At 23.5% G+C, this 15,067-nt stretch carries 13 protein-coding genes; 2 read left to right on the top strand and 11 right to left on the bottom strand.

Features of this window, described 5'->3' with window-relative positions:
- Together hisD and hisG are read right to left on the bottom strand one after the other, a co-directional pair.
- Nucleotides 1-928: histidinol dehydrogenase (gene hisD, locus Q0J90_RS10250; protein ID WP_297277807.1), on the bottom strand; the 928-nt coding region annotated here is incomplete at its 3' end.
- A 10-nt stretch (nucleotides 929-938) separates the two neighbouring features.
- Complete coding sequence (hisG, locus tag Q0J90_RS10245) at nucleotides 939-1,559, bottom strand: ATP phosphoribosyltransferase (RefSeq protein ID WP_297277806.1); 621 nt, start codon at nucleotides 1,557-1,559, stop codon at nucleotides 939-941.
- Between the two features lie 254 nt (nucleotides 1,560-1,813).
- Between hisG and Q0J90_RS10240 the strand changes: the two genes are divergently transcribed.
- Nucleotides 1,814-1,942: a hypothetical protein gene (locus tag Q0J90_RS10240; protein ID WP_281171819.1), complete on the top strand. Its 129-nt coding sequence runs from the start codon at nucleotides 1,814-1,816 to the stop codon at nucleotides 1,940-1,942.
- On the opposite strand, the gene Q0J90_RS10235 is transcribed toward Q0J90_RS10240, so the two are convergent.
- The 4 genes from Q0J90_RS10235 to Q0J90_RS10220 all read right to left on the bottom strand — a co-directional run bounded on the left by Q0J90_RS10235 (nucleotide 1,939) and on the right by Q0J90_RS10220 (nucleotide 6,624).
- Nucleotides 1,939-3,075 carry an ATP phosphoribosyltransferase regulatory subunit gene (locus Q0J90_RS10235; protein ID WP_297277805.1) on the bottom strand — a complete coding sequence of 379 codons (1,137 nt, stop codon included), beginning with the start codon at nucleotides 3,073-3,075 and terminating at the stop codon, nucleotides 1,939-1,941. The two genes, Q0J90_RS10240 and Q0J90_RS10235, sit on opposite strands and share 4 nt — an antisense overlap.
- Before the next feature lie 443 nt (nucleotides 3,076-3,518).
- Nucleotides 3,519-4,670 carry a sulfatase-like hydrolase/transferase gene (locus Q0J90_RS10230; RefSeq protein ID WP_297277804.1) on the bottom strand — a complete coding sequence of 384 codons (1,152 nt, stop codon included), beginning with the start codon at nucleotides 4,668-4,670 and terminating at the stop codon, nucleotides 3,519-3,521.
- Between the two features lie 378 nt (nucleotides 4,671-5,048).
- Nucleotides 5,049-6,431, bottom strand: coding sequence for a hypothetical protein (locus tag Q0J90_RS10225; RefSeq protein WP_297277803.1), 1,383 nt, complete (start codon nucleotides 6,429-6,431; stop codon nucleotides 5,049-5,051).
- Nucleotides 6,424-6,624 carry a hypothetical protein gene (locus Q0J90_RS10220; protein ID WP_297277802.1) on the bottom strand — a complete coding sequence of 67 codons (201 nt, stop codon included), beginning with the start codon at nucleotides 6,622-6,624 and terminating at the stop codon, nucleotides 6,424-6,426. The genes Q0J90_RS10225 and Q0J90_RS10220 overlap by 8 nt, the downstream gene beginning before the upstream one ends.
- Nucleotides 6,625-7,028: 404 nt before the next feature.
- Between Q0J90_RS10220 and Q0J90_RS10215 the strand changes: the two genes are divergently transcribed.
- Entirely contained in the window at nucleotides 7,029-8,774 is a 1,746-nt protein-coding gene (locus Q0J90_RS10215; RefSeq protein ID WP_297277801.1) for an RNB domain-containing ribonuclease, read from the top strand.
- Between the two features lie 4 nt (nucleotides 8,775-8,778).
- On the opposite strand, the gene Q0J90_RS10210 is transcribed toward Q0J90_RS10215, so the two are convergent.
- From Q0J90_RS10210 to Q0J90_RS10190, 5 genes are all read right to left on the bottom strand, one after another.
- Nucleotides 8,779-9,399, bottom strand: coding sequence for a DUF2726 domain-containing protein (locus Q0J90_RS10210; RefSeq protein WP_297277800.1), 621 nt, complete (start codon nucleotides 9,397-9,399; stop codon nucleotides 8,779-8,781).
- Nucleotides 9,400-9,416: 17 nt separating this feature from the next.
- Nucleotides 9,417-10,022, bottom strand: coding sequence for a DUF2726 domain-containing protein (locus Q0J90_RS10205; RefSeq protein WP_297277799.1), 606 nt, complete (start codon nucleotides 10,020-10,022; stop codon nucleotides 9,417-9,419).
- Between the two features lie 66 nt (nucleotides 10,023-10,088).
- The gene (locus tag Q0J90_RS10200) at nucleotides 10,089-11,891 is read right to left on the bottom strand and encodes a methyl-accepting chemotaxis protein (RefSeq protein ID WP_297277798.1); all 1,803 of its coding nucleotides are present in this window, start codon (nucleotides 11,889-11,891) and stop codon (nucleotides 10,089-10,091) included.
- A 162-nt stretch (nucleotides 11,892-12,053) separates the two neighbouring features.
- Complete coding sequence (locus Q0J90_RS10195; RefSeq protein ID WP_297277797.1) at nucleotides 12,054-13,862, bottom strand: methyl-accepting chemotaxis protein; 1,809 nt, start codon at nucleotides 13,860-13,862, stop codon at nucleotides 12,054-12,056.
- Between the two features lie 230 nt (nucleotides 13,863-14,092).
- Nucleotides 14,093-14,776 (bottom strand): pseudouridine synthase, encoded by a 684-nt coding sequence (locus tag Q0J90_RS10190; RefSeq protein ID WP_297277796.1) that lies wholly within the window; start codon nucleotides 14,774-14,776, stop codon nucleotides 14,093-14,095.
- Between the last annotated feature and the right edge of the window lie 291 nt (nucleotides 14,777-15,067).

Raw genomic sequence — 15,067 nt, 5'->3', positions numbered from 1 at the left:
TAGTTTCAGTTATTATTATTCTGCCGTTATTTTCTATAGATTCCATTGCTATATCTTTACGGCTTAATTTTTCTAATTGTTTGTATAATTCTTCTTTTGTTTTTTCTGCTATTTCTTTAGATGTTGTTACTAATATACTTGAAGCCAATTTATCATGTTCAGCCTGTGCAAGCATATCAGAAGCTATATGTACATAATTTGCTGTTTCATCTGCTATTATTAACACTTCGCTAGGACCTGCTACCATATCAATAGAAACTTCTCCAAATACTAATCTTTTAGCCATAGCCACGTATATATTACCAGGTCCTACTATTTTATATACTTTTGGAATAGACTCTGTGCCGTAACTTAAAGCTGCTATTGCCTGAGCACCGCCTGTTTTAAATACTCTGTTTACTCCTGCTATTTTTGCTGCTGCTAATATATTATCATTTATTTTTCCTTCTTTATTTGGAGGAGATACTAATATTATTTCATTTACTCCAGCCACTTTTGCAGGTATTACATTCATAAGCACTGTTGAAGGATAAACTGCTGTACCTCCAGGAATATAAACTCCTACTTTTTCTATTGGGTTTATAATCTGTCCCATTACTATGCCATCTTCTTCATTTGTTATATAACTATTTCTTAATTGTTTTTTATGGAATTTTTCTATATTGTTATAGGCTAGATTTAATGTTTCTTTAAACTTCTCATCAACTCTGCTATATGCTTCTTCAATTTCTTTTTCTGTTACTTCTAAATTATCTATTTCAGCATTATCAAACATCTTAGAATATTTTTTTAATGCATTATCTCCATTTTGTTTTACATCTTCTAATATAGCCTTTACTTTTTCATTAACATCATCATGGCTGAATTGACTTCTTAATAATATATCATCTAATGATTTGCATTCTTTATAACTAATTACTTTTATCATAAAACTTCCTTTATAAAACTTCTTCTATATTCTTAACTATAGTTTTTATTAAATCATTTTTAAACTTATAGCTTACTTTATTAACTATTAATCTTGCACTTATATAATCAATAATTTCTTTTATAACAGTAAGGTTATTTTCTTTTAATGTGCTTCCTGTTTCTACTATATCAACAATCACATCAGAAAGATTAAGTATCGGAGCTAATTCAATAGATCCGTTTAATTTTATTATTTCAACATCTCTGTTTATAGAGTTAAAATAATTTTTTGATATATTAACATACTTTGTAGCAACTCTTAATCTTCTTTCAATATCTTCTTTGTATCCATTAATAGAAGCCATACAAACTCTGCATTTACCGAATTTTAAATCAAGAAGTTCATAAATATCATGATTATTTTCAAGAAGTATATCCTTTCCTACAATACCTATATCAGCAACCCCTTTTTCAACATATATTCCTACATCAGACGGCTTTACTATTAGATACCTTACATTTTTATCTTTATTTTCAAATACTAATTTCCTATTATCTTCAAGTAATTCTTTATTTTCATAGCCCATACTTTCAAATAGACTATAAACTTTTTTTACTAATCTTCCTTTAGGTAATGCTATATTAATCATAATTTATATTCTTTAAATAGTTTTAAATTTTAAAAAACATTATAATATAATAAAAGATTTTTTCAAATAGTAATGTTAATAATTTTTGTTATTATTATGCTGTTTATTATTCTTAATTTTTTATAAAAAATGAAATCTTTTCTTTTTTAAGAGTTATATTATTCTGATAATATGTAAAAAAATATTATTAATTGTATAAATTTTCTTGACAATTCAAATATGATTTATATACTAAGTTAATAGGGGGTGACTATATGTCTAACAATTTAAACATGGAAACTACTAAAAAAACTTTATTAGAATCAAAACTTAATGACGGTACTATAGTAAAAGTACATCCTTTTGTAACTAAAGTAATATTATTAGATACAAAAAAGGATTAAGTTTTTTTGATTAAAGTATTATTATCAAATATATATACTTCTTTGTAATTATAATTTGTATTATAGTTATCTGTATATATATCGGTTCTTACTTTTTTACCGCTCTTTATGAACTCGTGTACCTTGGTCAATAATAATCTTTCTTCTCCGCTGTTATACAAAATGAGCATATCAAAGTCATATTCATCTTTATTAATACTTTGCGTATACAGTTTATCTATATAAACAGCAAAACCTATAGCATTTTTTTTATTTTTTTCATTTACTTCATGGGCATTAAATTTAGCAAGCAGTTTATCGTATCTTCCTCCTGATAGAACAGCATCATTATTTCCCTTTATGTATCCTTTAAATATAATGCCGTTATAATATCCCAATTTGCTCTCTATAGAAAAATCTATAAAAATATTTTCAAAATTATTATATAGTTCAAATACCGATGACAGAGCATTTAATTCATCATAAGCACTTTGCATTTTTTCATTTATTATTAATTTTTCTATTTTTTTTAAAACTTCTTTATAACTTCCTGAGAAATCTATCAATGATATTATATAATCTTTGTATTTGCTGCTGATATTATTATGCGATAATGCCTTTTCCAAATCATGTTTATTTTTACTATATATCAAATTTAGTATTTCCATTTTTTTATCCTCTTCTAGATTTAATTCATCTATAAGAGCGAACATAAAGTCTATACTTGATATTTCTAGTATATAATCATCATTTATGGATTTTAAGCTGTCTATTGCCATGCTTATTATTTCTAAGTTTGAATATTTAGTTAAAGTTCCTATTATTTCTGCACCGATTTGCTGTATTTCCTCATATTCATTAGAAACTTCATCTATTTTATATATATCCTCTATATAGTATACTTTATTTGTGTATTTATCATTATCTTTTAGTATTTTTTTTACTATTGACAGAGTAACATCCGGTCTTAAAGACTGTAAATTTCCATTTAAATTCATAAATGTTAATATATGTTCTGTTTGAAGGAAATCTTTATAATTATTATATAAATTATAATCTTCAAATTTGCTTAATTTGATTTTTTTGTATCCGTATTGTTCATATATTTTTGTCAATTTGTATACTATACTGTTCTCATTTATTAAATTGTTCATAATGATGATTTCTTTTATAATAAAATTTTATAAATATTATAATACAAAAATAAAAAAATAACCATATTATTTTATATATGAATGATTTTAAGAAACATGTATTGATCAGTTTTTATTTAATATTATTTATAACTTAAATTGTTGCAAATAAACTGAAATATATACTTACTTATGTAATAATATAATAAAAAATATAGAAGTATTTATGGTGCTAAAAATAATGTTTTTATATACTTTGCAAATAATATTGTAACCATTTTAATTCATCAGAGATATATTATATTTTTACTATAAAAATATTAACTTTTTTATTATGTCGCAGCATATAGAACAAAATAATCTTAATTTTATTTTTTAATAATTAAGGGATACTTATAACTTATATACATTTTATATAAGTTAATTTGATATAATAAAATTGTTAATATTTCTGCTTTAAAAAATTACATTAATTCTTCAATATTCTTTTCTTCAAATATAGGATTTATTACTCCAACTTTTTCATAAGGATAATTAACATATATTTTTTCATCAAGCATTTCCAATTTGTCATTAAATATTAAATTAATTAATTCCCTGAACGTATTTACTGATGTTCTTGTATTTATATCTATTTTTTCTCCTTTATAATATATTGCTTTTAAAATATTATATTGAGTTTCATCAAAATTTAGACTATGTATTTTTTTTACGAAACTGAAATTATACATATGAATTCCATGATCTGATTGTAAAATTATAATTGAGTCTTTATCTTTTATTAAAATATTATCAATGATATTTTTTAGTAGTTTATTTACATATTCTATTTGATTTACTAAATCTTCAATTTTTTCATTTTCCACTTTTGTTTTAATTAATAGTTTACTAATTTTAGGTTTTAGATTTTTCTTAAAAAGAAATCTTGGGTGCGGTAATAAAAAATGAGCAAATATAAAAGTAGGTTCATCTTTTATTTTCATGTTAACAAAGAATTTTTCTATATTTTCTGTTTCTTTGATTAGTTGTAATGCATTTAAATATTTTATTATTGGAGAGAAAATTCCATCCTCTAATAATACTTCAAAAAATGAATAGCTATTTTTACCCATTGATATCTTAGTAGATGGGGTATTAAATTCTTGATCTCTTCCCCATTGGGATAATAATTCTATAATTTTATATCCTCTTTTTGACAAATATTGAAATAATTGATTATTATCCCAAATTTTTTTTATATGAGGATTATAATTTATATCATTTAGCCTGTTACATGTATTACTTAAATAATCCATATTTAAAGTTGATGGTATAGATATCATTGTAGATCTGTAATTTGATAATGCATCGTTATATATATTAAAATTGTGATCTTTTAAATAATTTAAAAAATCATAATTTTCTAAATTGCAATATTTTTTTAGAGTTTTTTGCCCTGGATAGGAGTCTGGTATAATATAATATATATTAGGATAGGTATTTTTTTTGTTTATATTATTATTTTCTAATTTAATATCATTATTATTTAATTCTTCTTTACTAGAATTTAATTTTTTTATATTTGAAACTATATTAAATATAATTACTATATTAGTAAAAGTGAATATTCCAAACATTATTTTTGAAAATATTGATATTATATTATAGTTAAATTTATAAAAAAGTGAAAAATATGTAAATACTAATATTAGTGAATAATATAACCAATGAAAAAAAGATACTTTTCCTATTTTTTTTATAGGTTCTATAATAGATTTCCATATTATTTTTTTTATGTTATATATATATATATATAAATAAATTAAACATAATAATACTTGAAAAATATATAGGAAATAATTTTATTAATAAATAATATAATATTATATAAAATATAGTCATTATCAATATAGTAATATATAAAATTTTAGTACTAACTTCTAAAATATTCTCTTTATATAAATACAATATTGGGATTATAGAAAATAGAAATGGATATAATATATATATTAATGTCATAATTTCTCCATAAGATATATAGTTCTTTTAGAATTATTAATATTTTTTTTGTTTATTATTTTGTAATACTTTGAGAATGAAGTTTCAAAATGTTCAATATTATATTCTTCGTATATATCTTTTCTAGTTAATAATAATTTTTGAACCTGCGAATCTTCTTTTGGTACAAATTCTATTATCAATTTTTTAGATAATGAAGAAAAATAATTTGCTATTTTGTCAAAATTTAAATTATTAGATATGGCTAGATGATGTATTAAAGCTAATGCCATTATAATATCAGGCTTATCTCTATAAGATATGGAATCCCTTTCCTCGTTTGCCAAACCTATAGATGGACTAGGATTTGTTAGATCAAAAAGAACAGGTAATATATTTTTTTCATTATTCTCCTTTATTTGATTATAATTAAATTCACATGCTAAAGGATCTATATCAAATGCCAAAGAATTTATGTTTTTATTACTTGCTATTCTTGTAAAAAGCCCATTATTTGCACCAAAGTCCCATAAACTAGTTGGATTAGATATATTTATAAAATCCTCTACAATAGTTTTTTTATGCTGAAACGATATATCATCATAATTTGTAGCACTATAATATTCTCCCCATTCTGTATTTTTTAATTTCAATTTAAGTTTATTTAAATTATCTTGTAAATATATATTTAAATTAATTAATTTATCCTTATTATTATTAATATCTTTATTTTCAACAACATTTTGATCTTTATTTTCATATTTTTTTTGAAATTTAGTTTGCATTTTTATATTCATAAATACAAATGGATTTAATTTAGATGAAATTGGCAATATATTATTTGCTAGATCTACAGGAATACCATCTATATTTGAAATTAATAATTGATTTAACCTAATATCTTTATATGACATTAATATTAATGGTACTATAAAATGTTTTGTAAATTGGTTGAATGCTATCCAAGTACTATCACCATTATACATTTCAAATGATAAAGTATCTATGAAAATAGGTTTGCCATCAAGGAATTGTATATTATAAGCACTGGCATCTTTTAGTATCATATTATATTTTAGAGCAATTTTTTGTATTTTTAATGTTAGTATAGCTGCATATTTTAATTGAGAAAAACACCATTCGTAAGGATAAGTTATAAATGGTATTTTTTTAGGTTTTATTATTTTGAATATATTTTCATCTGATATTATATTATTTAATTCTTCAGTTTCTTCATGGGGTATTATATAGTTTTTAGAACATAATTCTTTATAAAGACCAGATTCCATAAAATAAATGTAATTTTCTTTATATATATTATTTATTGCTCTAAAAATAATATTATCTTTTGTAAAAATAAATCCGCTAGGATCTCTGTATGAAGATTTATGCTTATTCATATTTATCACCAGATTTTTTGTTTTTTGAGAATATGTTTTTAAAGAAATTTCCTATAGCAACAAAAAATGCTAAAAATAATTGAAAAAAATCGCTTCCAGAACCTTTATTTATATATGGATGCAATTCATTGACATTTAATAAGCAAATAAATAAAATCAATATAAAAAAATTCAATGTTTTTCTATGTACCATAATTTTATCCTGAAATTTAAAATAAAAAATCCTAACATATCATTATTAGATATGTTAGGATTTGATTTCCTATATTTATAATTAATTATAGAATGCCTGCCTGCCTGCCTGCCTGCCTGCCTGCCTGCCTGCCTGCCTGCCTGCCTGCCTGCCTGCCTGCCTGCCTGCTTGCTTGCTTGCTTGCTTGCTTGCTTGCTTGCTTGCTTGCTTGCTTGCTTGCTTGCTTGCTTGCTTGCTTGTAAATTTACAATTCATGTATTAAATTATATTTTATTTACAAAAAAAGTCAAATATATGTATGAACAAATTATTTTCTATTTTATAAACAAAAATTGACAAAATTAAAATGTTTATATATATTTGTTGAATAAATAAAAACTAATAATATTATGGAAGCAATTAATATGAAAACAGTAGAAGAATTAATAAGAAAATTAATGAAAAATCAGATGGATTATAATATATTTATAAAATTCAATTCAAAAACAGCTATAGAAAAGACATCACTTACTAATTTAATAAGAAAAGCTATAAGCGACGGATATATACAAAAAACAGACGGCAATTTACTAAAAGTTACTAAAGAAGGAAGACAGTACATTAATAAGATAGAAGGTAAAGAAGAAGTACCTAAAACTGTAAAATCAGTAAAAGTTAATATTGATGTTAATAATGCAAAATTGGATTCTCAAATCATAGCTAAGGCATATAATATAAAATTAGATTTTAATGAAGAACTTTTGAAATTGGCTGAAGAAATAAATAATAATGCAGATTTTAATAATATAGAAGATAACAGAGTTGATTTAAGAAATATTAAAACTATAACAATAGACAGCGAAAGTTCAAAGGATTTAGACGATGCTTTTAGCATAGAAAAATTGAATGATGATAATTATAAAGTTTATATACATATATCTGATGTAAGCCATTTTATAGAGCTTGATTCTCCGCTTGATTTAGAGGCTAGAAATAGAGGAAATTCTACTTATCTAATAGATACTGTATATAATATGTTTCCTGAAATATTATCTAATAATATAATATCTTTAAATGAAAATGTTGACAGATTTGCTTTAACTTTTATTGTAAATATAAATAGAAATGGAGAAATATCAGATTCTTCTGTATATAAGAGTATTATAAAATCTGATAGAAAATTATCTTATGATTATGTTGAAAAAATAATAAAAAAAGAGACAGAGGATGAAAGCTGGTTATTAGAATTAATAGATAATGCTTTAAATGTAAAAAATATATTATACAAAAAGAGAAAAGAGGGCAGGGGATTAGAATTTGAAGACCAAGATGTAAAAATAGTCTTAAACGATGAAGGAATACCTATAGAGTTTCATGCTGAAGAAAAAAAAGAATCTTCTAAAATAGTAGAAGAGCTTATGGTTCTTACAAATAGTGAAATAGCAAAAAAACTTTCAAATTATGATGGTGTTATATACCGTTATCACGGATCTCCTGATGAATACAGATTTAATAATTTCAAAATATTAGCACATAATAAGGGATATGATTTGAAGCAGCTTGAAGATAAGAGTTATGATATAAAAACTTTTATAGATGAAATTAAAGGAAAACAGGATGAAAATTTATTGATACCTGTATTGCTTCGTTCAATGACACCTTCTTCATATAGTACAATAAATAAAAGTCATTTTGGATTAGGTTTTGATTATTATACATATTTTACTTCTCCTATAAGAAGATATGCTGATTTGCTTGTTCATAGAATAGTTAAAAATACTTTAATAGAAAATAATAATACTATAGATGAAAAATTAAAAAATATTTGTGTAAATTCTTGTGAAAATTGTTCATTGCTTGATAAAACATCTAAAAAGGCAGAACGTTATATGATGCAGATAAAAGCCGCAAGATATATGAAAGACAGACTTGGAGATGAGTATTATGGAGTCATAAGCTCTATAACAAGAAATGGTATTTATGTTGAGATTGAAGGTTTGGAGATAGAAGGGTTTATAGAATCTACATACGTTGGTTCAAATTATAAATTCTATCAAGATATGCAAAGTGTATATATAGATAAAATAAAAGCTTATGAGCTTGGAAATAAGGTTAAAATATTGGTAGCAAGTGCAAATGTTGAAAATGGAAAGATATTTTTCTCTTTATAAAATATTATTCTTTTTTTAAAGAATTTTCTATATTATGCAGATAATCCTCTAATTTTTTATCGTCTATAAATTTTGAATTTTCTTTAATTACATTTTCTTCTATAACAAAATATTGCATTCCAGCTTTATTAATTAATTTTTCTTTAACCATATCATTATTTTTTATTTTTTCTTTCATTTCTTCAGTATTTCCAAAATGTCCAGCACCATTATACTCTATAACAGCTATAGGCTGATTAATTTTATCACCATTTTTGTATGTAATTAAAAAATCACAATAAAAGTCTCTAAATGTTTTCCATACATCTGTATCTTCTTCAGCATCTAAAAATGCTTTAAATGAAACTTGTTTGTAAACGTTATAATCTTTAAAGATTTTTAAAATAGAGAAAAATATTTTAGTTTCTTCAATGTTCATAATTTTTTTAATTGATATGTTGCCAGAATCCATATTTGCCAGTCTTTCTTCTGTTATGTCTTTTTTTATTTTTTTATAATATTTATTTTTTCTATAATATCTTTTAAAAGGTCTTCTGTAATTTCTATAATTATTATTTGGTATTTTAAAAATAGAAAATAATAAAAAAATTATAAATATCATTATAGCTATTGAAATAAGTGCCATAATATATTTCTCCTTAATTATTTTGATAAAACAATATTAATATCATTCAAAAAAGAAATTAATTTTTCTTCATCTATAAGTCCAGCTTTCATTTTTATATCTTCATCTTTAATAACAAAATATTTTAAACCTATTTTATTAAAAAGTTTTTCCCTTATCATATCATTATTTTTTACTTTTTCTCTTTGTTGTTCTGTATCTCCAAAATGTCCTCCTCCATGATATTCTATAACGGCAATAGGTTCATTCATTTTACTTCCTCTTTTATAGGTTATTAAGAAATCACAATAAAAGTCTCTGAAAGTTTTCCAAGAATCTGTATCTTCTTCTCCTTTTAGAAATGCTCTAAAAGATACCTGGGGATTTACATTATAATTATTTAATACTTTTACCATAGAATAAAAAATTTTTGTTTCTTCTATATTCATAACCCTTTTAGTCTTGATACTGCCGCTATTCATATATTTTAATCTTTGTTCTGTTATTTCATTTGTGGTATATTCATTATTAGAGTTATTATTAGAATAAGTTTCGTGTTTATGTTTTTTTTTATTTGAAATTAGAAATATTATAAATATTAGAATAATTATTATAGATACAATTATAATTGATATTTCAAACATAATAAACCTCTGTCATGACTACTATTTTTTAATAATCAGAATTAATGAGAACTGATTATAATATTTTTACTTTAATTTAAAATATTCTATTTCATTAACTATTTCTTTACTCATGCTTGATATTTCAGCACTTGATGTAGAATTTTGAGATGCTAAGCTGGAATTTTCCTGAGTTATATTATTTAATTCTCTTATAGCAGCATTCATTTGTATTATTCCATCTTCTTCCTGCATTATAGACTGTGATATATCATATAGATCTTTTTCCATATCTTTAACTAAATTATTAATGTTTGATAAAATTTCAGAAGATTTATCAGCAGATTCATTTCCGATTACAATTTTTTTAACAGTTTCATCTACAATACTAGTTATATTCGAAGCGGCTTCATTTACAGTTTGTGCTAAAGATCTTACTTCACTTGCCACTATAGCAAAACCTCTTCCCTGTTCTCCAGCACGGGCAGCTTCAACAGCAGCATTTAAAGCCAATATATTAGTTTGAAAAGCTATAGATTGTATTAATTTAGTAATATCAGATATTTTTTTACTAGATTCAGATATATCATGCATGTGCATAGATATTTCATTTACAGCTTCAACTCCTACAGATGTAGTTTCTATTATTTTTGTACTCATATCTTTGGCTTTTAATGAATTCGATGATATTTGCTTTATAGAACTTGATAGCGACTGCATTGAACCTGTTAATTCCTCTATAGCGGCAGCCTGAGTATTACTTCTGTCTGACAGATATTCACTGCTTGAAGATATATTTTCTATTTCAGTGTTTATTGCAGATAGATGTGAGTTCAATTTTAATACTACATCTCTAATTGCAGTTTTCATATTATTGACATAAGCTACTAGAGAACTAGATTTATAATTTTTGTTATCAGTAGAATTTTCTATTATGAAATTTCCTTTTGACATCTGATCTATGCTGTTCATAGCTTTATCAAGTATTTGTGATATAGGTACTACAACAAATATTGCTAAAGACGTTTGTATAATTAATAATATTACCATCATTACCAATGTTATAATAAGCATTCTTATTATTCTGTTATGAATAGGATCCATTGATCCTCTTATCACTAATTTATATGGAGTTCCTTTTAAATTTTTTATAGAATACCATTCATTTTTTACTATTTTCATTACTGCTTTATTAGGATTTTCTAATGATTTTGCATCTTTAAATAAAGGTTCTTGATATATATTATATTTATCATTAAATATATAATCTTTATTTTGATGGGACATATATAAGCCATCTGATGTAATTAAATTAACTTCTTTGTCAGTTACAACTTTTTCTAATATTGTATTCATTTCTAAAAAGTCTATTCCAATAACACCTTTTAATGCATTATTAGTATATACCGCTAATGATAAAGTTATAGCTATAGCTCCGGAATTAGCATCAACATAAGGCTCAGTTATAAATATTCCATCTTTTGATATTGCTCCTTTATACCATGGTCTTGATGTTTGATCATAAGTATCAGGATATGGATTAATTGCATTTACAAAAAGTCCTCCTGTATTATATGGAATTTCATTTCCATAAAGTATATCATATATGTTTTTATTTGATTTTAATACACTTTCTAAAGTTCTTCTTATATCAGCAAATATTGCTTCATTAGATTGGAAATACCCTCTTAATGTATACATAAGAGTATATATTTTTTCCATTTCTATTTCTACAACTAATTCAGTATTATCCATTTCTATTAATGTATTTGTTATAAATTCTTTTGTATATATTTTTTTATATGCGAAATATATACAAATGTATGAAATTAATAAAAATACTGCAAAAGGTACAATTAATTTTAACAATAAGATTTTTTTATTCTTCATAATAGATCCAATAAAACCTAATTCTATATTAACAGTATAGTAAAAAGTATTTAATATGTCAAACTGTGTTATTAAATCTATGTTTTATATGTATTATGTGCTTTATTTCACTAATAATATATTGTTAAAATTATATTAATTAAAAAACTTAATTTTATTTAATTATTCAACTTTAAAATATTCTATTTCTTTTACGATATTCTGACTCATATTGGATATTTCAGAACTTGAAACAGAGTTTTGATTAGCCAATCCTGAATTTTCCTGAGTTATTGTATTTAATTCTTTTATAGCGGCATTTATTTGCATTAATCCGTATTCTTCCTGTGCTGTAGATTGAGATATATTTGATAATTCTTTTTCCATATCATTAACCAAATTATTAATAGTTTCTAATATTTCAGAAGATTTATCAGCAGATTCATTTCCAATTTCTACTCTTTTTACTGTCTCATCTACTATGTTAGTTATATTTGTTGCAGCTTCATTTACAGTTTGTGCTAAAGATCTTACCTCACTTGCTACTATAGCAAAACCTCTTCCCTGTTCTCCTGCACGAGCAGCTTCAACAGCAGCATTTAAAGCTAATATGTTAGTTTGGAAAGCTATAGATTGTATTAATTTAGTAATATCAGATATTTTTTTGCTTGATTCGGATATTTTGCTCATGTGATTTGAAATATTATTAACAGATTCTACACCTATAGATGTAGTTTCTATTATTTTTGTACTCATATCTTTTGCTTTTAATGAATTAGAAGTTATTTCTTTCATAGAACTAGATAACGATTGTATAGAACCTGTAAGCTCTTCTATAGCTGCAGCCTGAGTATTGCTTCTGTCAGATAAATATTCAGCACTTGATGAAATATTTTCTATTTCATTATTTATTGTAGATAGATTAGATTTTAAACTCAATACAACATTTCCAACTATGTTTTTCATATCATTAACATGAGAAATTAAATGTCCTGATTTATTATTTTTAATTTTATCAGATTTAGAATTTTCTATTATGAAATTACCCTTTGACATTTCTTCTATACTTTTTATTGCTTTATCCAGCATTTGCGATATAGGTATTACAACTAAAAATGCTAAAGATGTTTGTATTATAATTAATATAATGATAATGACTAAATAAGCAATCATCATCTTTCTTATTTTATTATTTGTTTCATCCATCGTCCCTCGTATTATAATTTTATATGGCGTATCTCTTAAATTTTTTATAGTATACCATTCATTCCCGAATATTTGAAGAACAGCTTTATTAGGATTTTCTAATGATTTTGCATCTTTAAATAACGGTTCTTCATATACATTATATTTATCATTGAATATATGATCTTTATTTTCATGCGACATATATAAACCTGATGATGTTACTAGGTTTACTTTATTAGCTGTAATAACTTTTTCAAGTACATTATTCATTTCTAAAAAGTCTATACCTATAACTCCTTTTAATGAATTATTTGTATAAACAGCTAAAGATAAAGTTATGCATATATTTCCAGTATTAGCATCAATATATGGTTCGGTAATAAATATACCTTCTTTTGATATTGCTCCTTTATACCATACTCTTGATGTTTGATCATAAGTATCAGGATAAGGCTGTATTCCATTGACAAAAAGTCCGCCTGCATTATAAGGTACTTCATTTCCATAAAGTATATCGTATATGTTCTTATTTGATTCTAAAATATTTTCTAATGTTTTTCTAATGCTTCCAAATATATTTTCATTTGATTGGAAATATCCCCTAAGTGTATATATTACATCATATATTTTTTCCATTTCTATTGATAAAACTAATTCTGTATTATCCATCTCAATTAAGGCACTATTTTTAAAATCGTTCATATATATATTTTTATAAGTAAAATATATTATGATATAAGCAATCAATAAAAAAACTGCAAATGGAACTATTAATTTAAATAATAATATTTTATTACTTTTCATATAAAATAACCCTAAAATAATATTCTTTATATATAGAATTATAGCAAAAATATTAGATGTGTCAAATACAATAAATATACTATAATAATATATTATGCGGTGATGTTTTTTATATAATCTGATGTTTGTATTATACGTTTAATTAAATTGCTGCTATGTATAGCATTGTATTTAACTTTTACATTAATTTATCAACTAAAACAATAAATAAATTAGTTATATTTAATAAATTATTTTTTTAGTATCGAATATATTTCATCTTTTGTTAAATATTGAAAATCTCCTTCTTTTAAATCATTTAATAAAATATCTGCTATTCTTAATCTCTTGAGTACTATAACTTCAAAACCTATTTTTTGGCACATTCTTCTAATCTGTCTATTTTTGCCTTCTGTTAGTATTATGTAGAATGAGTTTTTATTTATTCTTTTTACTTTTGCCGGCTTTAATTTTTGTCCGTCTAAAGATATTCCATATTCTAGTTTTTTTAATGCTCCATCCGGTACATCATCATTGACTTTAACATAATATTCTTTTTCGCAGTTTGTATTTTCTCCAATAATTTTTCTGCTGAATACTCCGTCATTTGTAAAAAGTATAAGACCATTACTATCTTTATCCAATCTTCCAACAGGGTATATATTATTAAAGTCATTTTTTATTAAATTATAAATAGGTTTTCCTTCTTCTTTATTTTTAGAAACAACGTATCCTCTTGGTTTGTTTAGTTTTATATATATTTTATTTTCTTCATGCTGTTTTGTATCGCATTCTATATTATCATTCTCTGAAACCTGTGTTGCCGGATTAGTTATTACTATTCCATTTATTTTTATATGCCCATTTTGTATAAGTTTATCAGCTTCTCTTCTGCTTGCAATATTTATCGATGCTATATATTTATTAAGTCTCATTATATTTCTTCTATAATATTATTTCTTGTATAATAACATAATTTCATTTTTAATCAAATTTATTAAATATTTTACTAAAATTAAATATCTATTATAACGATATAATAGTATGAGAATTTTATATTTTATAGTTGACAATTTTTGTCTATTATAATATAATGGTACTAAGTTATTGGATATAATTGCTTAGCTATAAATATTAAGGAGAGTGCGCTATGAAATTCTATAGAAGTACGGGAAATTTATCTCGCTACCTCATAATCATTTGTCTATTCATAAGCATATGTTCAT

This window comes from uncultured Brachyspira sp., assembly GCF_944390595.1.
In the GTDB taxonomy this organism is placed as follows: Bacteria; Spirochaetota; Brachyspiria; order Brachyspirales; family Brachyspiraceae; genus Brachyspira.
This window is presented reverse-complemented; position numbering and strand designations above follow the sequence as displayed.

Excerpts from the sequence above, each read along its gene's own strand:
- Q0J90_RS10205 (WP_297277799.1), bottom strand. The coding sequence starts at position 10,022 with ATGTTTGAAATATCAATTATAATTGTATCTATAATAATTATTCTAATA.
- Q0J90_RS10190 (WP_297277796.1), bottom strand. The coding sequence starts at position 14,776 with ATGAGACTTAATAAATATATAGCATCGATAAATATTGCAAGCAGAAGA.
- Q0J90_RS10200 (WP_297277798.1), bottom strand. The coding sequence starts at position 11,891 with ATGAAGAATAAAAAAATCTTATTGTTAAAATTAATTGTACCTTTTGCA.
- Q0J90_RS10195 (WP_297277797.1), bottom strand. The coding sequence starts at position 13,862 with ATGAAAAGTAATAAAATATTATTATTTAAATTAATAGTTCCATTTGCA.
- Q0J90_RS10230 (WP_297277804.1), bottom strand. The coding sequence starts at position 4,670 with ATGTTTGGAATATTCACTTTTACTAATATAGTAATTATATTTAATATA.
- Q0J90_RS10240 (WP_281171819.1), top strand. The coding sequence starts at position 1,814 with ATGTCTAACAATTTAAACATGGAAACTACTAAAAAAACTTTATTAGAA.
- hisG (WP_297277806.1), bottom strand. The coding sequence starts at position 1,559 with ATGATTAATATAGCATTACCTAAAGGAAGATTAGTAAAAAAAGTTTAT.
- Q0J90_RS10210 (WP_297277800.1), bottom strand. The coding sequence starts at position 9,399 with ATGGCACTTATTTCAATAGCTATAATGATATTTATAATTTTTTTATTA.
- Q0J90_RS10225 (WP_297277803.1), bottom strand. The coding sequence starts at position 6,431 with ATGAATAAGCATAAATCTTCATACAGAGATCCTAGCGGATTTATTTTT.
- Q0J90_RS10220 (WP_297277802.1), bottom strand. The coding sequence starts at position 6,624 with ATGGTACATAGAAAAACATTGAATTTTTTTATATTGATTTTATTTATT.
- Q0J90_RS10215 (WP_297277801.1), top strand. The coding sequence starts at position 7,029 with ATGAAAACAGTAGAAGAATTAATAAGAAAATTAATGAAAAATCAGATG.
- Q0J90_RS10235 (WP_297277805.1), bottom strand. The coding sequence starts at position 3,075 with ATGAACAATTTAATAAATGAGAACAGTATAGTATACAAATTGACAAAA.